The organism is Caulobacter endophyticus (assembly GCF_003116815.1).
GTDB lineage: Bacteria > Pseudomonadota > Alphaproteobacteria > Caulobacterales > Caulobacteraceae > Caulobacter > Caulobacter endophyticus.
On record NZ_QDKQ01000068.1, the window covers coordinates 1 to 20,095 of the forward strand.

General features: G+C 66.8%; 11 protein-coding genes. 2 read left to right on the plus strand and 9 right to left on the minus strand.

The window, feature by feature from the left end; genetic code table 11:
• The 4 genes from DDF67_RS20300 to rpsL all read right to left on the minus strand — a co-directional run.
• Positions 1-110 (minus strand): GTP-binding protein (locus tag DDF67_RS20300; RefSeq protein ID WP_133149236.1); only part of this gene is annotated, 110 nt, incomplete at its 3' end.
• Between the two features lie 137 nt (positions 111-247).
• The gene (gene fusA / locus DDF67_RS20305) at positions 248-2,326 is read right to left on the minus strand and encodes an elongation factor G (protein WP_109102649.1); all 2,079 of its coding nucleotides are present in this window, start codon (positions 2,324-2,326) and stop codon (positions 248-250) included.
• Positions 2,327-2,440: 114 nt separating this feature from the next.
• Positions 2,441-2,914 (minus strand): 30S ribosomal protein S7, encoded by a 474-nt coding sequence (rpsG, locus tag DDF67_RS20310; RefSeq protein ID WP_004624018.1) that lies wholly within the window; start codon positions 2,912-2,914, stop codon positions 2,441-2,443.
• Between the two features lie 12 nt (positions 2,915-2,926).
• A complete protein-coding gene (gene rpsL, locus DDF67_RS20315) occupies positions 2,927-3,298 on the minus strand; it encodes a 30S ribosomal protein S12 (protein WP_058350131.1) in 372 nt (123 codons plus the stop codon).
• A 354-nt stretch (positions 3,299-3,652) separates the two neighbouring features.
• On the opposite strand from rpsL, the gene DDF67_RS20320 reads away from it, so the two are divergent.
• On the plus strand, positions 3,653-4,435 hold the full coding sequence (locus DDF67_RS20320; RefSeq protein WP_233247709.1) for a hypothetical protein: 783 nt from the start codon (positions 3,653-3,655) through the stop codon (positions 4,433-4,435).
• Here the strand turns inward: DDF67_RS20320 and DDF67_RS20325 are convergent.
• From DDF67_RS20325 to rpoB, 4 genes are all read right to left on the minus strand, one after another.
• Complete coding sequence (locus DDF67_RS20325) at positions 4,432-6,231, minus strand: methyl-accepting chemotaxis protein (RefSeq protein ID WP_109102650.1); 1,800 nt, start codon at positions 6,229-6,231, stop codon at positions 4,432-4,434. The genes DDF67_RS20320 and DDF67_RS20325 overlap by 4 nt on opposite strands.
• Positions 6,232-6,358: 127 nt before the next feature.
• Complete coding sequence (locus tag DDF67_RS20330) at positions 6,359-6,874, minus strand: hypothetical protein (RefSeq protein WP_109102651.1); 516 nt, start codon at positions 6,872-6,874, stop codon at positions 6,359-6,361.
• Between the two features lie 124 nt (positions 6,875-6,998).
• Complete coding sequence (gene rpoC / locus DDF67_RS20335; RefSeq protein ID WP_109102652.1) at positions 6,999-11,189, minus strand: DNA-directed RNA polymerase subunit beta'; 4,191 nt, start codon at positions 11,187-11,189, stop codon at positions 6,999-7,001.
• Between the two features lie 98 nt (positions 11,190-11,287).
• Positions 11,288-15,358, minus strand: a complete 4,071-nt coding sequence (gene rpoB / locus DDF67_RS20340) for a DNA-directed RNA polymerase subunit beta (protein ID WP_109102653.1) — start codon at positions 15,356-15,358, stop codon at positions 11,288-11,290.
• 343 nt (positions 15,359-15,701) lie between these two features.
• Here rpoB and DDF67_RS20345 point away from each other — a divergent pair, with 343 nt between their 5' ends.
• Complete coding sequence (locus tag DDF67_RS20345) at positions 15,702-17,396, plus strand: tetratricopeptide repeat protein (RefSeq protein WP_109102654.1); 1,695 nt, start codon at positions 15,702-15,704, stop codon at positions 17,394-17,396.
• Between the two features lie 229 nt (positions 17,397-17,625).
• On the opposite strand, the gene DDF67_RS20350 is transcribed toward DDF67_RS20345, so the two are convergent.
• Positions 17,626-19,977 (minus strand): glycoside hydrolase family 31 protein, encoded by a 2,352-nt coding sequence (locus DDF67_RS20350; protein WP_109102655.1) that lies wholly within the window; start codon positions 19,975-19,977, stop codon positions 17,626-17,628.
• Positions 19,978-20,095 lie beyond the last annotated feature (118 nt).

A 20,095-nucleotide genomic window follows, 5' to 3' on the forward strand; every position in this document is an offset into this window, starting at 1 on the left:
GCCAGCGTGATCGTGATCGCGGCCGTCAGCGTCGTCTTGCCATGGTCAACGTGACCGATGGTGCCGATGTTGCAGTGCGGCTTATTACGTTCGAACTTTTCCTTGGCCATCTTCTTAGCTCCAGGACCCCAGAACCCTTCGAGATGGGGGGGCCTTTATCAAAACGGTTGGACGTCTGGGGTTGGTTGGAAGGGGCCCATAGAGCCCCTTCCCATTCCGGCGTCTAGGCTTTTCCGCGAGGAAAAACTTAGGCGTACTTCTTGATCACTTCGTCGGCGACGTGTTGCGGCACCGGATCGTAGTGATCGTAGACCATGCTGAACTGAGCCCGGCCTTGCGACATGCCCCGCAGGGTGTTCACGTAACCGAACATGTTGGCCAGCGGGACGAAGGCGTTCACGACGGTGGCGTTGCCGCGCATGTCCTGACCCTGGATCATGCCGCGACGGCTGTTCAGGTCGCCGATGACCGAACCCAGGTACTCTTCCGGGGTCACGACCTCGACCTTCATGATCGGCTCGAGCAGCTTCGGAGCGCCCTTTTCACGCAGCTCCTTGAAGGCGGCGCGAGCGGCGATTTCGAAGGCCAGGACCGACGAGTCGACGTCGTGGAACTTGCCGTCGGTCAGGGTCGCCTTGAAGTCGATCAGCGGGAAGCCGGCCAGCAGGCCGTTGTCCTTGACCGATTCCAGGCCCTTCTGGACGCCCGGGATGTATTCCTTCGGCACGGCGCCGCCGACGATCGAGTTTTCGAACACGAAGCCCGAACCCGGCTCGCCCGGCTCGAAGGTGATCATGACGCGGGCGAACTGGCCCGTACCACCGGTCTGCTTCTTGTGCGTGTAGTCGATGTCGACCTTGCGGCCCAGGCTTTCGCGATAGGCAACCTGCGGCGCGCCGATGTTGGCTTCGACCTTGTAGGTCCGCTTCAGGATGTCGATCTTGATGTCCAGGTGCAGTTCGCCCATGCCCTTCAGGATCGTCTGGCCGCTTTCGAAGTCGGTCGAGACGGTGAAGGACGGATCTTCGGCGGCCAGCTTCTGCAGGGCGACGCCCAGCTTCTCCTGGTCGGCCTTCGACTTGGGCTCGACGGCGATTTCGATAACCGGGGCCGGGAACTCCATGCGCTCCAGGATAACCGGCGACTTCAGCGGATCGCACAGGGTGTCGCCCGTGCGGGTTTCCTTCAGGCCAGCCAGGGCGACGATGTCGCCGGCGTAGGCTTCCTTGATGTCTTCACGGTTGTTGGAGTGCATGAGCAGCATGCGGCCGACCCGCTCGCGCTTGTCGCGCGTCGAGTTCAGCAGGCTCATGCCGGTTTCCATCTTGCCCGAGTACAGGCGGCAGAAGGTCAGCGAACCGACGAAGGGGTCGTCCATGATCTTGAACGCCAGAACCGACAGCGGCTCTTCGTCCGAGGCCTTGCGAACGATTTCTTCTTCGGTCTTGAAGTCGATGCCCTTGGTCGGCGGGATGTCCACCGGCGAGGGCAGGTAGTCGACGACAGCGTCGAGCAGGGGCTGCACGCCCTTGTTCTTGAAGGCCGAGCCGCAGAGGATCGGGTAGAAGGCGCCGGTCAGCACGGCCTTGCGGATGCACTTCTTGATGGTCGCTTCCGACGGCTCTTCGCCGCCCAGATAGGCTTCCATGGCGTCGTCATCGAGCTCGACGGCGTTCTCGACCAGGTAGGCGCGAGCGGCCACGGCCTTGTCCAGCAGGTCGGCCGGGATCTCTTCGTCGCGGTAGGTCGCGCCCAGGCCGTCGTTGTCCCAGACCACGGCCTTCATGCGGACCAGGTCCACGAGGCCCTTCAGGTTCGACTCCGAACCGATCGGGAATTGGATCGGCACGGCCTTGGCGCCGAGGCGGTCGCGGATCGACTCGACCGACTTGTCGAAGTCGGCGCCGATCTTGTCCATCTTGTTGACGAACACGATCCGCGGAACCTTGTACTTGTCGGCCTGGCGCCAGACGGTTTCGGTCTGCGGCTCGACGCCGGCGTTACCGTCCAGCACCGTCACGGCGCCGTCGAGGACGCGCAAGGAACGCTCGACTTCGATGGTGAAGTCGACGTGCCCGGGGGTGTCGATGATGTTGAGGCGCTTTTCGTTCCAGAAAGCGGTCGTCGCGGCCGACGTGATGGTGATGCCGCGTTCCTGCTCCTGCTCCATCCAGTCCATGGTGGCGGCGCCGTCGTGGACTTCGCCGATCTTGTGGGACTTACCGGTGTAATACAGGATCCGCTCGGTCGTCGTCGTCTTGCCCGCGTCGATGTGGGCCATGATGCCGAAGTTGCGGTAGTCTTCGATTTTATGCGTGCGGGGCATAGCGATCGCTCTGCGAAACGGGGCGGCCCTGACGGACACGACCGGGATTTAAACGTGCGGCGCGGGCGGTTTATCGCAAACCGCCCGCGCCTGAAAGGGTGCTGGTAAGAAAGCTTACCAGCGGTAGTGCGAGAAGGCCCGGTTGGCTTCAGCCATCTTGTGGGTGTCTTCGCGCTTCTTCACGGCGGTGCCGCGGTTGTTCGAAGCGTCGAGCAGCTCACCAGCCAGCTTTTCGGTCATGGTGTTTTCACCGCGCTTGCGAGCGGCGGTCACCAGCCAACGGATGGCCAGGGCGCGGCGACGGTCCGGACGGACTTCAACCGGCACTTGGTACGTGGCGCCGCCGACGCGGCGCGAACGGACTTCGATCGCCGGGGCGACGTTGTCCAGAGCGGAGTGGAAGGTTTCAAGCGGACCTTGGTCCTTGCGCTTGGCTTCCAGGATGTCGAAAGCACCGTAGATGATGTTTTCGGCGACGGCTTTTTTGCCTTCGTACATCACGTAGTTCATGAACTTCGTGACAACCAGATCCCCAAACTTGGGGTCCGGCAGGACTTGACGCTTCTCTGCGCGGCGACGGCGGGACATTCTTCTTCTTCCTTACTTCGGACGCTTGGCGCCGTAGAGCGAACGACGCTGCTTACGATCCTTGACACCTTGGGTGTCGAGGACGCCGCGCAGGATGTGATAGCGGACGCCGGGCAAGTCCTTGACGCGGCCGCCGCGGATGAGCACCACCGAGTGCTCCTGCAGGTTGTGGCCTTCGCCCGGAATGTAGCACACGGCTTCGATGCCGGTGGTCAGACGGACCTTGGCGACCTTACGCAGAGCCGAGTTCGGCTTCTTCGGGGTCGTCGTGTAAACGCGGGTGCAGACGCCGCGACGTTGGGGGCAGCCCTTCAGGGCGGGCACCTTGTTCCGGACCGGCTTCGGAGAGCGCGGCTTACGGATGAGCTGGTTGACGGTAGGCATTAAGTCTCTGCTCTGATGGAAGCGTGTGCCTTTCGGCCGAGGCGCTTCAGGGTCCTTGTTGTTCTTCTTTCCGGCTTCAAGGCTCCGGTTGGAGACCTGATAAACACGAAACTCGCCGGGACGCGGAAAGCGTTCCGGCGGGCCTGCCGTCGGTTAAGAGACGGACGCTCATCAGGACGGGCGCAAGACCCACCTCGAAAAGAGCGCGGAACCTACTCGCGAAGGGGCTCCACGTCAATCGTCGCCTTCTGCGTCGGTTAATGGGACGTTTACCCGTCCCGCGAGACGGCCACGCTTTCGCCATCAGCGATCGCCAGCCTGGACCTGCAACCCTCCCTTGTCGTCGAGTCCCTCGTGGTCGAAGCCGCCGCGCGATCCATAACCCTGCTGCTGGATCGTCCCGTCGAAGCCAAGCCCGACAAGCGGTTCTGGGCCGTGGCGGGCGGTTCGGCCGCGGTGCACCTGGCGGTTCTGGCGTGGCTGGCCCTGCCCGTGCGCGAGGTGTTCCCCGACCAGGACACGGTCTCGACCGTGACCATCGACCTGATGACCGATGCGCCGCGCGAAGCCCCGCGTGAGACAGCCCAGGCCGCGCCGGCGACGGCGTCCAGCCCGGCGCCGATTCCACGGCAGGCCCGCCGTCCGGCTCCTGCGGGAATCGCCCCCTCCCCGTTCGTGGCCGCGCCGTCGGCAGGCCCGCGCGATCGCGGCGCCTCGGATCATCCAGCGCCCCTGCCCGCCGCCCAGCCCGGCGGCGACCTCAGGAGCGCCCTGCGGGGCAGCAGCACGGGCTGCGCCAACGACAAGGCCGTGGGCCTGAACCGGCGGGAAAGGGAGCGCTGCGACGAGCGCTGGGGCGAGGCGGCCCGCAAGGCGCCCGAATACGCCGCCCCGATCGAGGCGGGCAAACGCCGCGAGCTCGACATGCAGGCCCTGCGGCAGGAGGCCGATCGCGCCTATCGCGACGCGCCCATGGGCCCCGGCGTCGACCATCGCAGCCGCGACGGCCCGGGCCGGGGCAAGGACATCCCGATGGTCGGGGGCCTGGAGCAGGACGGCCTGGGCCGCCAGCGCGACGCCACGCAGCAGAAGCTGCGCCTGCTGGAGATGCAGCAGAAGAAGGCGAAGAAGAACTAGCCGGCGCGACGCAGGCTGGACGGCGCCGCCTGCGAGGTCCGGAAACGGGCGACCATGCCCGACAGCTCGTCGGCGGCGGTCACCAGGTTGCGGCTGTCGCCGGCCGAGCGGCTGATCAGGGCGGCGTTGCGCTGGGCGCCCTGGTCCATCTGGTTGACGGCGGTGTTGACCTGCGAGAGGCCAACAGACTGTTCCTGGGCCCCGGCGGCGATCTGGCTGACGATGCCGTCGATGGCCTCGACCTGGGCGACGATCTTCTGCAGGGCCTCGCCCGTGCGGCCGACCAGCTTCACCCCGGCCTCAACCTGGCGGGCGCTGTCGGCGATGTGGACCTTGATCTCCTTGGCGGCCTCGGCCGAGCGCTGGGCCAGCGCCCGCACTTCCTGGGCGACGACCGCGAAGCCCTTGCCGGCGTCGCCGGCGCGGGCGGCTTCGACGCCGGCGTTGAGGGCCAGCAGGTTGGTCTGGAAGGCGATCTCGTCGATCACGCCGACGATCTGGCCCACCTGGTGCGACGAGGCCTCGACCCCGCCGATGGCGGCGATCGTATCCTCGACCACGGCGCGCGAACGGCCGGCCTCGGTCTGGGCCTCGCGGACGGCCATGTGGGCCCCGCGCGCGCCCTCGGCGGTGCGGCGGACGGTGACGGTGATCTCTTCCAGGGCCGCGGCGGTCTCTTCGAGGCTGGCGGCCTGTTGCTCGGTGCGGTCGGAAATGTCGGACGAGGCGTCGGCGATGCTGCCGGCGCCGGCGTTCAGGGCGCCCACGGCGTCGACCACCGAGCTCATCGCCGCTTCCAGGCGCTCGACGGCCTGGTTGAAGTCGCTGCGCAGGCCCTCGTAGTCATGGGCGAAGGGCTGATCGAGGCGGACGGTCAGGTCGCCGTTCGACAGACGGCCAAGGCCTTCGGCCAGGCTGCTGACCACCTGGCTCTGCTCGCGGGCCGAACGGGCGTCGCGGGCCTGGGCGGCGGCGCGGTCGGACTCGGCCTGGTCGCGCTGGCTGGCGGCGTCGGCCTCGATGCGCTGCTTGGCCTCGGCGTCGTCGCGGAAGGCGTGGACCGCGTCGGCCATCAGGCCGATGTCGTCGCGGCGGCCGGCGAACGGCAGGGCCACGTTGAGGTCGCCCTTCATCAGGCGGGCCATGGCCTCGCGCAGGGTCTTCAGCGGCGACAGCTGGCGGCGGACGGTCAGCACCGAGGCTACGCCGCCCGCCAGGCCCAGCACCACGCCGGCCACGCCCAGCCAGGCCAGCTGGCGATAGACGGGGCCGAAATAGATGTCCTTGGGCACGCCGACGAACATCACGCCGATCACCTGGCCCGAGGCGTCCTTGATCGGGTCGTAGGCCACGAAGTAGTCGCGCTTGAGGATCTTGGTCTCGCCGCGATAGGGCTCGCCACGGCCGAGCACGGCCTCATAGACGGGACCCTGGGCCAGGCTGGTGCCGACCGCGCGCGAGCCGTCCGGCTTTTCGACGTTGGTGGTGATGCGCTTGTCGCCGGCGAACACGGTGGCCACGCCCCCGGCCAGCGCCTTGACGCGGTCGACGCCGGCCAGGTCGCCGTTCAGCACATGGTCGCCGACCAGCAGCTGGTCGCCGTCGCGGCGGAAGGCCTGGCCCTGGCGGCCGATGACGTCCCAGGCCACCCGCATGCTGGTCTCCTGCTGGGCCACGGCCTGGCGCTTGGCGAAGCCGAGCGAGCTCCAGGCGACCACGACGAGCAGCCCGGCCAGGAGGACGGCGAAGGCGGCGGCGATGGTCAGGCTGACCTTGGTGGAAATGTCCGAGCGCATGGGGTCCGGGCGAAGAGGGAAGGAATTTGCACTCCTTTTCAGCCCGCCCGGCTGAAATTTCATTTAACGCCCTGAAATAACGAGAGTCTTTTTACAATACGTCACATTGCCACCGAAGGTTGCCCGGTCACAGCTGGGTCTTCGCCGGCTTGATCTGCGCGCCCTGGCAATAGTCTTTCCAGCCCGTCCAGTAATTGACGTCGATATGCGCGCAACCGGCCTGGTTCATGGCGGTTTCGGCCTCGTACCAATCGACCGCGGCCTCGCCCAGATACTTCAGGACCAGCTTGCGGCATTGCGGCAGAGCGCGGGGCGACAGGCTGTCGCCGGCGATCAGAACCTGGAACTCGTCCTGCGCCGCGCCCTTGCGGACGATAATCCCCTTCCACGCCTCGCCTGGCAGGGCTGCGTCGCCGCACAGGCTCCTGCCCTGTCCGGGCGTGTCGCTGATCGCCAGGTCGCGGAAAACGACCGACGCGCCCAGATCCTGAGCGATGACCTGGGCGGCGCCGTCGACGAAGGCGCGGTCGGCGACGGGAAAGCTGTCCGACGGCTTGGACGCAGGCGGCGCGGCCGCCTCAGGCGCGCAGGCGGCCAGCCCCAGGATCGCGACGGCGGTCGCCTTGACGAAATTGCGAAACATGGACGTCCCCCGACATCCGGCCGCCCCGGCGACCGCGCAAAACAAAAGAGCGGCCGGGTTTCCCCGACCGCTCCTTGTCTAGCACAACCTGTGAGGTCGTCTTCCGCCGAGTAGCCTCGGACGCCTACTCGGCGTCCGAGAGCGCGATCTCGGCCGGCAGCGGCTCCATCGCCTCTTCGCGCTGGGCGGCCAGCTGCTCGTCGCGCTTGGCGGCGACGCGCTGCAGGCTGCGCAGATAGGAACCCGTACCAGCGGGGATCAGGCGACCCACGATGACGTTTTCCTTCAGGCCTTCCAGGGTGTCGGTCTTGCCGTGCACCGAGGCTTCGGTCAGGACGCGGGTCGTTTCCTGGAACGACGCGGCCGAGATGAAGCTCTTGGTCTGCAAGCTCGCCTTGGTGATGCCGAGCAGCACCGGCTGGGTCACAGCCGGACGGCCGCCGCGGGCGATCGCCTTGTCCTGCTCCTTGTCGAACTCCGGCTTATCAAGGTGGTCGCCCTTGATGAGGCCGGTGTCGCCGGGCTCGATGATCTCGACCTTCTGCAGCATCTGACGAACGATCGTCTCGATGTGCTTGTCGTTGATCGGCACGCCCTGCAGTCGATAGACCTCCTGGATCTCGTCGACGAGGAAGTTGGCCAGGGCCTCGACGCCCAGGATGCGCAGGATGTCGTGCGGATCCGGGTTGCCGTCGATGATGTACTCGCCGCGCGTGATGTAGTCGCCATCATGCACCGCGATGTGCTTGCCCTTCGGGATCAGGAACTCGACCGCTTCGGGCTGGTTGCCGTCGGCGTCGACGTCCGGAGTGATCTTGATCCGGCGCTTGTTCTTGTAATCCTTGCCGAATTCGACACGGCCGTCCATTTCCGCGATGACCGCGCAGTCCTTCGGACGGCGGGCTTCGAAGAGTTCGGCGACGCGCGGCAGACCACCGGTGATGTCCCGGGTCTTGGCGCCTTCGGTCGGGATACGGGCGATGACTTCACCCGGCTTCACTTCGTCGCCGTCGGCCACCGAGAGAATGGCGCCGACCGACAGGAGGTAGCGAGCCTCGCCGCCGTTCGACAGGCGCTTGTACGAGCCGTCTTCAGCCAGCACGCCCATGGCCGGGCGCAGGTCCGAACCGCGGGCCGACGCACGCCAGTCGGCGATGACGCGCTGGGCGATGCCCGTCGCTTCGTCGACTTCCTCGCGGACCGAGAAGCCGTCCACCAGGTCTTCGGCGCGGATGCGGCCGCCGACTTCGGTGATGATCGGCGTGGTGTAGGGGTCCCAGTCGGCCAGGCGCTGGCCGCGCTTGACCGTGTCGCCATCCTTCACCTTCAGGCGAGCGCCGTACGGCGGCTTGTAGTTCTCGCGTTCCTTGCCGTCGACCAGCACGCTCACCGAAGTGTTACGGCTCATCACGACCAGGGCGCCGTCCGAAGCGGTGACGGTGGCGCCGCTGACGCGGACGACGCCGTCGTTGCTGCTTTCGAAGAACGACTGCTCGGCCACCTGGGCGGTGCCGCCGATGTGGAAGGTACGCATGGTCAGCTGCGTGCCCGGCTCACCGATCGACTGGGCGGCGATGACGCCGACAGCTTCACCGATGTTGACCGGGGTGCCGCGAGCCAGGTCGCGGCCGTAGCAGGCGCCGCAGACGCCGATCTTGGCTTCGCAGGTCAGGACCGAGCGGACCTTCACCGACTGGACAGCCGCCGCCTCGATGGCGTCGGCCATGTTCTCGTCGATATAGGTGTCGGCCGGAGCGACCAGTTCGCCCGTCGACGGATCCTTGACGTCCTCGGCCGTGAAGCGGCCCAGGACGCGGGTGCCCAGCGAGACCAGCACGTCGCCGCCTTCGACCACGGCGTGAAGGGTGATGCCCTTCGTGGTGCCGCAGTCTTCCTCGACGATGATGCAGTCCTGCGCGACGTCGACCAGACGACGGGTCAGGTAACCCGAGTTGGCGGTCTTCAGCGCGGTGTCGGCCAGACCCTTACGGGCGCCGTGGGTGGAGTTGAAGTACTCCTGAACGGTCAGGCCTTCCTTGAAGTTCGAGACGATCGGGGTCTCGATGATTTCACCGGACGGCTTGGCCATCAGGCCGCGCATGCCGCCCAGCTGCTTCATCTGGGCTTGCGAACCACGGGCGCCGGAGTGGGCCATCATGTAGATGGCGTTGATTTCCTTCTCGCGGCCGTTCTCGTCCTTATGCTTCATCTGAAGCTCGGCCATCATCTCGTCGGCGACGCGATCGGTGGCCTTGGCCCAGGCGTCAACGACCTTGTTGTACTTCTCACCCTTGGTGATCAGGCCGTCGGCGTACTGCTGCTCATATTCCTCGGCCAGGGCGCGCGTCTCGGCGACGATCGCTTCCTTGCGCTTCGGAATGATGATGTCGTCCTTGCCGAACGAGATGCCGGCCTTGGCGGCTTCCTTGAAGCCCAGGCCCATGACCTGGTCGGCGAAGATCACCGTCGCCTTCTGACCGCAGTGGCGGTAGACGATGTCGATGAGGTTGCCGATTTCCTTCTTGGTCAGCGCCTTCTCGATCAGTCGGTGACCGATCGCCGGGTGGCGCGGCAGCAGGGCGGCGATCTTCATGCGGCCCGGGGTGGTGTCGATCACGCGGCGGCGAGCCACGCCATCGGCGTCCACTTCGGTGAAGCGCGACTTGATCTTGGCGTGCAGCGACACGACGCCGGCGTCCATGGCCGCTTCGATCTCGCCCAGGTCCGAGAAGATCTTGCCTTCGCCCGGCTCGCCGTCACGAGCGACCGACAGGTAGTACAGACCCAGGACGATGTCCTGCGACGGCACGATGATCGGGCGACCGTTGGCGGGCGACAGGATGTTGTTGGTCGACATCATCAGGACGCGCGCTTCCAGCTGGGCCTCGAGGCTCAGCGGGACGTGCACGGCCATCTGGTCGCCGTCGAAGTCGGCGTTGAACGCGGCGCAGACCAGCGGGTGCAGCTGGATGGCCTTGCCCTCGATCAGCTTCGGTTCGAACGCCTGGATGCCCAGACGGTGGAGCGTCGGCGCGCGGTTCAGCAGCACCGGGTGCTCGCGGATCACCTCTTCGAGGATGTCCCACACCTGGGGCTGTTCGCGCTCGACCATGCGCTTGGACTGCTTGACGGTGCCCGACAGGCCCTTGGCGTCCAGCCGCGCGTAGATGAACGGCTTGAACAGCTCCAGAGCCATCTTCTTGGGCAGGCCGCACTCGTGCAGCTTCAGGTCCGGACCCACGACGATGACCGAACGGCCCGAATAGTCGACGCGCTTGCCGAGCAGGTTCTGACGGAAGCGGCCTTGCTTGCCCTTCAGCATGTCGGCCAGCGACTTCAGCGGACGCTTGTTGGCGCCCGTGATGACGCGACCGCGACGGCCGTTGTCGAACAGGGCGTCGACCGACTCCTGCAGCATCCGCTTTTCGTTGCGGATGATGATGTCGGGCGCGCGCAGTTCGATCAGGCGCTTGAGGCGGTTGTTACGGTTGATGACCCGGCGGTACAGGTCGTTCAGGTCCGAGGTCGCGAAGCGGCCGCCGTCCAGCGGCACCAGCGGGCGCAGTTCCGGCGGAATGACCGGAACGACGGTCAGCACCATCCACTCGGGACGGTTGCCCGACTCCTGGAAGGCTTCCAGGATCTTCAGGCGCTTGCTGAACTTCTTCTGCTTCATGTCCGACACGGTGCCGGCCAGTTCCTCGCGCAGACGCTCGGCCTCTTTCTCGAGGTCGATGGCCTTCAGCAGGTTCTGGACGGCCTCGGCGCCGATCTCGGCGGTGAAGCTGTCGTCGCCGTACTCGTCCTGAGCGCGGATGTAGTCGTCTTCGCTCAGCAGCTGGTGCTGCTTCAGCGGGGTCAGGCCCGGCTCGGTGACGATGTAGTATTCGAAGTACAGGACGCGCTCGATGTCCTTCAGCGGCATGTCGAGCATCATGGCGATGCGCGAGGGCAGCGACTTCAGGAACCAGATGTGGGCGACCGGCGAGGCCAGCTCGATGTGGCCCATGCGCTCACGGCGAACGCGGGCGAGGGTGACTTCCACGCCGCACTTTTCGCAGATGATGCCCTTGTACTTCATGCGCTTGTACTTGCCGCACAGGCATTCGTAGTCCTTGGTCGGGCCAAAGATACGGGCGCAGAACAGGCCGTCACGCTCGGGCTTGAACGTGCGGTAGTTGATGGTCTCGGGCTTCTTGATCTCGCCGAACGACCACGAGCGGATCTTTTCCGGCGAAGCGAGCGAGATGCGGATCTGGTCGAAGGTCGGCGTGGCCTGGACCGGATTGAAGATGTTCAGGACTTCCTGGTTCATCTTGGTTCCTTCTGCGGGACTACCCGCGAAAATTCAAAGTGGAGAAGAGGCTGATGGGGCCCCTCCCCGGCTCCGGGAGCCGAGGAGGGAGATCCAGATCAGCTGTTCTCCAGCTCGACGTTCAGGCCGAGCGAGCGCATTTCCTTGACCAGCACGTTGAAGCTTTCCGGGATACCGGCTTCGAACGTGTCGTCGCCACGGACGATCGACTCGTAGACCTTGGTCCGGCCAGCCACGTCGTCCGACTTCACCGTCAGCATTTCCTGCAGGGTGTAGGCGGCGCCGTAGGCTTCCAGAGCCCAGACCTCCATTTCCCCGAAGCGCTGACCGCCGAACTGGGCCTTGCCGCCCAGCGGCTGCTGGGTGACCAGCGAGTACGGACCGATCGAACGGGCGTGGATCTTGTCGTCGACCAGGTGGTGCAGCTTCAGCATGTAGATGTAGCCGACCGTGACCGGACGCTTGAACTGCTCGCCGGTGGTGCCGTCGAACAGGATCGACTGACCCGAACGGTTCACGCCGGCCATCTCGAGGTGATCCTCGATGTCTTCCATGCGCGCGCCGTCGAAGACCGGGGTGGCGATCGGGATGCCCTTGCCGAGGTTCTTGGCCAGTTCGACCAGGTCTTCCTCGGTGTCCGGCAGCTCTTCGTCCGGGCCGTAGACGTCACGCAGACGCTGGACCAGGGCTTCCTTCTGGCCGCCGTGCTGCCAGTCCTCGAGCAGACCGGTGATCTGCTTGCCGAGGTTGGCGCAGGCCCAGCCCAGGTGGGTTTCGAAGATCTGACCGACGTTCATGCGCGAAGGCACGCCCAGCGGGTTCAGCACGAGGTCCACGTGGGTGCCGTCGGCGAGGAACGGCATGTCCTCGATCGGCAGGATGCGCGAGATGACGCCCTTGTTGCCGTGACGGCCGGCCATCTTGTCGCCCGGCTGCAGCTTGCGCTTCACCGCGACGAAGACCTTGACCATCTTCATGACGCCCGGGGGCAGTTCGTCGCCGCGCTGCAGCTTGTCGACCTTGTCTTCGAAACGACGGTCGAGGCGCTTGCGGTTCTCGTCGAACAGGCGGCGGAGCGACTCCAGTTCGCCCATCGCCTTCTCGTCTTCGAGAGCGATCTGCCACCACAGGCCCGAAGCCACGGCGGCCAGGCCTTCGGCGGTGATTTCACCGCGCTGCAGGCCCTTGGGACCCGACAGGGCGACCTTGCCGATCAGCAGGTCCTTCAGACGGCCCGAGATGTTGCGGTTCAGGATCGCGAACTCGTCGTCGCGGTCCTTGCCCAGACGGTCGATTTCCGAACGTTCGATGGCCAGGGCGCGCTCGTCCTTGTCGACGCCGTGACGGTTGAAGACGCGCACGTCGACGATCGTGCCGGCGACGCCCGGGGGCAGGCGCAGGCTGGTGTCGCGGACGTCCGAAGCCTTCTCGCCGAAGATGGCGCGCAGCAGCTTCTCTTCCGGGGTCATCGGGCTTTCGCCCTTCGGCGTGACCTTACCCACGAGAATATCGCCGGGTTGCACTTCAGCGCCGATGGCCACGATGCCGGCTTCGTCGAGGTTGCGCAGGGCTTCCTCGCCGACGTTCGGGATGTCGCGGGTGATTTCTTCCGGACCAAGCTTGGTGTCGCGGGCCATGACTTCGAATTCCTCGATGTGGATCGAGGTGAAGACGTCGTCACGGACGATGCGCTCGGAGATCAGGATGGAGTCTTCGAAGTTGTAGCCGTTCCAGGGCATGAACGCGACGAGCGCGTTGCGGCCCAGGGCCAGTTCGCCCAGCTCCGTCGACGGACCATCGGCGATGATGTCGCCGGCGCTGATCTTGTCGCCCACCTTCACCAGCGGACGCTGGTTGATGCAGGTCGACTGGTTCGAGCGCTGGAACTTCGACATGCGATAGATGTCGACGCCCGAGCGGGCCGGATCGGTCTCTTCGGTGGCGCGCACGACGATACGGGTGCCGTCGATCTGCTCGACGACGCCGGTGCGCTTGGCGATGACCACGGCGCCCGAGTCACGGGCGACGACCGCTTCCATGCCGGTGCCGACCAGCGGAGCGTCCGACTGCACCAGCGGCACGGCCTGACGTTGCATGTTCGAACCCATGAGGGCGCGGTTGGCGTCATCGTTTTCGAGGAACGGGATCAGGGCGGCGGCCACCGACACGACCTGGCGCGGCGACACGTCCATCAGGTCCACCGTCTCCTTTTGCAGGAGGGTCGGTTCGCCGTTGATGCGGCCCGGAACCAGTTCTTCCACGATCTCGCCGCTGTCGACCTTGATGTTCGACTGGGCGATGACGTGCTTCGACTCCTCCATCGCCGACATGTAGACGACTTCGGCCTGCGGCTTGCCGTCCTTCACGCGACGGTACGGGCTCTCGATGAAGCCGTACTTGTTGACGCGGGCGTGGGTGGCCAGCGAGTTGATCAGACCGATGTTCGGGCCTTCCGGCGTTTCAATCGGGCAGATCCGGCCGTAGTGGGTCGGGTGAACGTCGCGGACTTCGAAGCCGGCGCGCTCACGGGTCAGACCGCCCGGGCCGAGGGCCGAGAGACGACGCTTGTGGGTGATTTCCGACAGCGGGTTCGTTTGGTCCATGAACTGCGACAGCTGCGAGGAGCCGAAGAACTCGCGGACCGCAGCGGCGGCCGGCTTGGCGTTGATCAGGTCGTGCGGCATGACGGTGTCGATATCGACCGACGACATGCGTTCCTTGATGGCGCGCTCCATGCGGAGCAGGCCGACGCGGTATTGGTTTTCCAGCAGTTCGCCGACCGAACGCACCCGGCGGTTGCCGAGGTTGTCGATGTCGTCGATTTCGCCGCGGCCGTCGCGCAGGCCGACCAACAGCTGCAGAACGGCCAGGACGTCTTCCTTGCGCAGAACGCGGACTTCGTCCGAGACTTCCTGCTCAAGGCGCATGTTCATCTTCACGCGGCCCACCGACGACAGGTCGTAGCGTTCGGCGTCGAAGAACAGCGACTTGAACATGGCCTCGGCGGCTTCCACCGTCGGCGGCTCACCCGGACGCATGACGCGGTAGATGTCGAACAGCGCGTCCTCGCGGACGGCGTTCTTGTCCACGCGCAGGGTGTTGCGCATGTAGGCGCCGACCGTCACGTGGTCGATGTCGAGCACGTCGATGGTGTCGAAGCCTTGATCGGCCAGGGCCTGGATCGTGGTGACGTCCAGCTCGTCGCCGGCTTCGGCGTAGATTTCGCCGGTCTCGAAGTTGACGGCGTCACGGGCCAGGTAGCGGCCGGTCAGGGCTTCCGGACCGAGCAGCAGGGTCTTGAGGCCGCCGTCGGCGAGCTTCTTGGCCGTGCGGGCGCTGATCTTCTGGCCGGCCGGAGCCACTTCCTCGCCGGTGTCGGCGTCGATCAGGGCGACTTCCGGCTTCACGCCGCGCCAGCGCTCGGCCTTGTACGGGGTGGCCCAGCCGCCCGAACGCTTCTCGAACGGGACGACGTCGTAGAACGTGGTCAGGATCTCTTCGCCGTCCATGCCCAGGGCATAGAGGAAGGTCGTGGCCGGCAGCTTACGGCGGCGGTCGATACGGACGTAGACGATGTCCTTGGCGTCGAACTCGAAGTCGAGCCACGAGCCGCGGTACGGGATCACGCGGGCGGCGAACAGCAGCTTGCCCGAGGCGTGGGTCTTGCCCTTGTCGTGGTCGAAGAACACGCCCGGCGAGCGGTGCATCTGCGAGACGATGACGCGCTCGGTGCCGTTGACGATGAAGGTGCCCTTGTCCGTCATGAGCGGGATGTCGCCCATGTAGACGTCCTGCTCCTTGATGTCCTTGACCGAGCGGGCGCCGGTTTCTTCTTCGGTTTCGAACACGATCAGGCGCAGCTTGACCTTCAGCGGCGCAGCGAAGGTCATGTCGCGCTGAATGCACTCTTCAACGTCGTATTTCGGCTCTTCGAATTCGTACGAGACGTATTCGAGCACGGCGCGCTCGTTGAAGTCCTTGATCGGGAACACCGACTTGAAGACCGCCTCGACGCCCTCGTCGCGACGCTGGCCCGGACGGACCTCGCGCTGAAGGAACTGTTCGTAGGAGGAGCGCTGAACCTCGATGAGGTTCGGCATCTGCACAGCCTCGGGAATGCGGCCGAACGACTTCCGGATCCGCTTCTTGCCGGTGAAGGATTGCGCCATGTTGTTTCCCTGCGGCGCGGATGGACTCCGCGCGTGAGTTCGAATGTCCGTAGCGTCCACCCTCGCCGCTCCCCTTGCCGGAGAGCGCTGGACGCTGGAATTCCCCTGACTGGCGACCGGGACCGGAAGCCTGTCGGGCGCCCCTTCGCGCGGATCGGAGGGCGGCTGATCGCGCCTCGGGGCGTTGAAGAGCGGACGTGCGTGGACGCACTCCGCCGAAATGTCTTCGTGAACGGGTCGATATAGGGGATCGATGCGGGGATGAAAAGGGGGAAATAGCGCCCAATCTCACGGAGAGGTTCCGTTCAACCCGGCGACGCTTCTTTCCTGCGAAGGCCCGCCGATGACCGCCGCGCTCAAGACCCGCCCCGCCGTCCGGCCCGCCTCGCCCCTGCAGCGCATCGCCGCGCGCCTGGACGAGGTCCCCGCCGCCGCCCGCAAGCGGCTGATCGCGGCTGGGGATGCGCTGGCGGACGGCGACTTCGCCAGGGCCGAGAGCCTGGCCGCCGCCACCCTGCCCGAGGGCGCAAGCCTGGCCCTGCGCCTGATCGGCCTGGTGCGCGAGCGGGCCGGCGCCCTGCCCCAGGCCTTCGAGGCCTTGCGCGAAGCCCATCTGAAGGCCCCGGCCGATCCCGACGGCGTGCGCGACCTGGCGCGCCTGGCCCGGCGCATGGGCCAGCCGGCGCTGGCCGCCGACCTGCTGGCGCGTGTGCGCGCCGCCTGCCCCGGTGATCTCGCCGACGCCCAGGACTTAGCGGCCGTGCTACGCGACCTCGACCGCTGCGCCGAGGCCCTGGCCATCGTGCGTGAGGCGATGACAGACGCGCCCGAGGCGCCGCACCTGTGGAGCCTGCTCGGCTCGATCGCCGCCCAGAAGGGCGACGACGCCGACGCCCGGATCTTCCACGACGAGGCCCTGCGCCTGGCGCCGCGCGACGTGCCGATCCTGGCCAATGCGGCGCTGGCCCGCCTCGACGTCGGCGACGCGGGCGCGGCGAAAGCGGCCTGCGACGCCGCCCTGGCCGCCGGGCCCACGCCGCCCCAGGCCGCCGCCGTGCGGCTGGCCCGCGCCACGGCCCGCCTGTGCCTGGGCGACCTGGGCGGCTGGGACGACTACGCCGCCAGGCTCGCCCCGGAGCGGCGCGAAGCGCTGGCCTTCGACATTCCCGGGACACGCTGGACGCCGGCCGCGCCGCTGCGGGGCCTCGGCTTGCTTCTGGTCGGCGAGCAGGGACTGGGCGACGAGGTGATGTTCGGCTCGATGATCGGCGACGTGCTTTCCGCGCTCGGACCGGCGGGCCGGCTGACCCTGGCGGTCGAGCCTCGCCTCGTCCCGCTGCTGGCCCGCGCCTGGCCGGCCGCGCAGGTGGTCAGCCACGCCACCACCAGCCTCGCCGGCCGCCTGCGCCGCACGGTTCCGGACGCCGGACCGGTCCAGGCCTGGGCCCCGATCGGCGACCTGCTGCCGCTGCTGCGTGGGACGCTGGATAGGTTCGAAGGCGCGAAGGCCTTCCTCGAGCCCGATCCGGCGCGGGTGGAGTATTGGCGCGGCTGGCTCTCGAGCCTGGGCCCCGGTCGAAAGATCGGCATCCTCTGGCGCAGCGGCCTGATGGCCGGCCTGCGCTCGCGCCGCTTCGCCCCGTTCGCGGCCTGGACGCCGGTGCTGGCCGCGCCCGGCGCGGTCTTCGTGAACCTGCAGTATGGCGACGCCGGGCCGGATCTGGCCCGCGCGCAGGCCCAGGGCCTGACGATCCATCGCCCGCCGGGCCTCGACCTGATGCAGGACCTGGAAGGCGTCGCCGCCCTCTGCCGCGCGCTCGACCTCGTCATCGGCCCGCCGACCGCCACCACCAACCTCGCCGCCGCGACCGGCGCCGAAACCTGGATCGTCTCGGCCAACCCCAATTGGCCGGCGCTGGGGACGGCGGGCTATCCCTGGTACCCGGCGGTCAAGGCGTTCCAGCCGGATGGGGCGAAGGCGTGGCCGGCGCGGTTGGAGGAGGTGGCGCGGGCTCTGACCCAAACCCCTCTCTCTTAGAGAGAGGGAGGGGCCCGCCGCGAAGCGGTGGGAGGGTGAGAGGTTTCACCCTTGGCCAAGGAGGCCCCTTACGTCTGCGTGGCGCGGCCCAAAGAAAGACCACAACGGCCTCGCGCCATCCTGTGAGATTGTACCCTCTCACCCTCCCATGGCTTCGCCATGGGCCCCTCCCTCTCTCCATGAGAGAGGGGAAGAAAAGGGGAGGACGTTTCCGCCCTCCCCTCTTCGCCTACTTCACCACCTGGACTGCGCCTTGCGCCTGGACCGCTAGGCCCTTGTCGCCGGTGGCGGTCAGCTTGCCGGCCTTGTCGTCCCAGCGCAGCTTCACCGTCTTGCCGACGCCCTTCTCGTAGGCGTTGGTGACGCCGTCATCGTCATAGAGCGAGAACTCGGCGTCGCGGCCCGGATAGACCTTCACCGCGCTGATCGCCTGGGTCTGGCCGGTGTTCATGATCGGCGCGCCCAGCGGCACGATCGAACCGGCGCGGACGAACAGCGGGATGACGTCGATCGGCGCCTTCACGCGGATCGTCTGGCCGCCCGTGAACTTCTGGTTGGTCCAGTAGTCGTACCAGTCGGCGCCGGCCGGCAGGTAGACGTCGCGCTCGGTCTGACCCTGCTGCGTGACCGGAGCCACCAGGAAGGCCGGGCCGAACATGTACTGGTCGCCGATGTTGGCCACCTGCGGATCGTTCGGGAAGTCCATGAACAGGCCGCGCATGAACGGCGCGCCGGTGTCGTAGGTCGTCTTGCCCATCGAGTAGAGGTACGGCATCAGCTCGTAGCGGAGCTTCAGGTACTTGCTGAGCACGCCCTCGGCCTGCTTGCCGAACGACCACAGCTCGGTCTCCTTGCGCATGCCGTGCACCCGCAGGGTCGGGGTGAACACGCCGTACTGGAACCAGCGGGTGAAGAGTTCGGGATAGTCGTTGTTCTGGCCGACCACGGCGCGGGCGTCCGACGGATCCAGCAGCGGCGCCTTGGTCGCCGTGGTGGTCTGCGGCAGCCACTGCCAGCCGCCGATGTCGTTGCCCCAGTACGCGAGGCCGGACGCGGTGAAGTTCAGGCCCGCCGGCACCTGGCGACGCAGGGCCTCCCAGGTGGGCTGGATGTCGGACGACCAGAACAGCGAGCCGTTGCGCTGGGCGCCGGTATAGGCGGCGCGGGCCAGGATCAGGTTGCGCTTGTCCGGCCGATCGCGGCGCGAGCCGTCGGCGGCCAGCTGGGCGTGCATCAGCGGGAAGGCGTTGCGGATGCGGTCGCCCGTGCCGGCGTGGAAGTAGAAGCCCGACGGCACGAGGTCAGGCTCGGTCTCGTCCAGCCACAGCCAGTCGAAGCCCTGCGAGATGATGTTGTCGCGGATCTTGCCCCAGAACCACTCGCGGGCCTGCGGGTTGGTGCTGTCGATCAGCGCGCCGGTGCGGTCGCTGCGGAACGGCAGGCCGTCGACCGGATTGCCGTTCTCGTCCTTCAGGAACCAGCCCTTGCCGGCCAGATAGTTGAAGTAGCGGCCTTCCTGCTCGAAGCGGGGCCAGACGCTGATGATGGTGTGGACGCCGCGGTCGTGCAGCGTCTTGTTCATGCCGGCCGGATCGGGGAACTGCGCCGGATCGATGTCGATCTGGCCCATGCGGGTCCAATGGAACCAGTCCAGCACCATGATGTCGAGCGGCAGCTGGCGCTTCTGGTAGCCGTCGGCCACGGCCATGAACTCGGCCTGGCTCTCGTAGCGGGCCTTGGACTGGATGTAGCCGAAGGCGGCCTTGGGCGGCAGTGGGGTGACGCCGGTCAGGGTGCGGTAGCCGGCGTAGATCTCGTCGGTGGTCTTGCCGGTGATGACGAAGAACGACACCCGCTCGCCGACATTGCTCTGCCACAGGGTGCGGCCGTTGACGCCCGGGTAGATCTTGGTGGCCGACGGATTGTCCCAGAGGACGCCATAGCCCTTGCTGGTCACGAGGAAGGGTACGCAGACGCTCTCGCCGTGGGGCGCGTCATAGTCGTGCTTGCAGTCGATGGTGCGGCCGCGCAGGTCGAGCGCGCTTTCCGACTCCTGGTTCTGGCCCAGGCCGTAGAAGTGCTCGTCGGCGGTCGTCGAGAAGCTGGCGCCGGCGCGGAAGGTCTTCTCGCCGCTGACCACGTGGGGGGCCATCTCCCAGCCGGTCATGTCGACCAGCGAGGTCCCGTCGGGCCTGCGCACCTTGATCGAGACCGGCGGCAGGGCCGGGGCGAAATAGCGCTCCTGCAGGCTGGGCGCGCCCGGCCAGGGCTGGGCGACCACTTCCAGCGACAGTTCGGCGGAGGTGAAGATGTCGGCGCCGGCCTTCTGGTCGTGGCGCCAGCCCTTGTCGGTGGCCGTGCCGTTGACGCCGTAGCCCGGCGCGGCCTTGGCCAGGTCCTTGTCCTGGCTGATGGTCACGCGGATCACGTTGGGGGCGTAGGTCTCGACCGAGACATAGGCGCCGTTGCGGTCCACCGTCGTCTGCGGCGCGGCGACCGCCATGCCCGCCCCGACGCTGAGCGCCAGGCCCGAAACCAGACCCAGGACGCGCGCCTTTGCGCCGTTACCCAGCCAAACCATGCGATTCCTCCACTAAGTTACCGCTATCATTTTCCTGATACCGGCGTAGTGGCGGCTGACAGCGCCGTCAACGCAGAAGGTGCGATTTATGGGATGAATACAAACCTCTCCCTCAAGG

Bases quoted from the DNA above. Each gene is read 5' to 3' on its own strand.
- rpoB (WP_109102653.1), bottom strand. From the start codon at position 15,358: ATGGCGCAATCCTTCACCGGCAAGAAGCGGATCCGGAAGTCGTTCGGC.
- DDF67_RS20350 (WP_109102655.1), bottom strand. From the start codon at position 19,977: ATGGTTTGGCTGGGTAACGGCGCAAAGGCGCGCGTCCTGGGTCTGGTT.
- rpoC (WP_109102652.1), bottom strand. From the start codon at position 11,189: ATGAACCAGGAAGTCCTGAACATCTTCAATCCGGTCCAGGCCACGCCG.
- rpsG (WP_004624018.1), bottom strand. From the start codon at position 2,914: ATGTCCCGCCGTCGCCGCGCAGAGAAGCGTCAAGTCCTGCCGGACCCC.
- DDF67_RS20325 (WP_109102650.1), bottom strand. From the start codon at position 6,231: ATGCGCTCGGACATTTCCACCAAGGTCAGCCTGACCATCGCCGCCGCC.
- fusA (WP_109102649.1), bottom strand. From the start codon at position 2,326: ATGCCCCGCACGCATAAAATCGAAGACTACCGCAACTTCGGCATCATG.
- DDF67_RS20330 (WP_109102651.1), bottom strand. From the start codon at position 6,874: ATGTTTCGCAATTTCGTCAAGGCGACCGCCGTCGCGATCCTGGGGCTG.
- DDF67_RS20345 (WP_109102654.1), top strand. From the start codon at position 15,702: ATGACCGCCGCGCTCAAGACCCGCCCCGCCGTCCGGCCCGCCTCGCCC.
- rpsL (WP_058350131.1), bottom strand. From the start codon at position 3,298: ATGCCTACCGTCAACCAGCTCATCCGTAAGCCGCGCTCTCCGAAGCCG.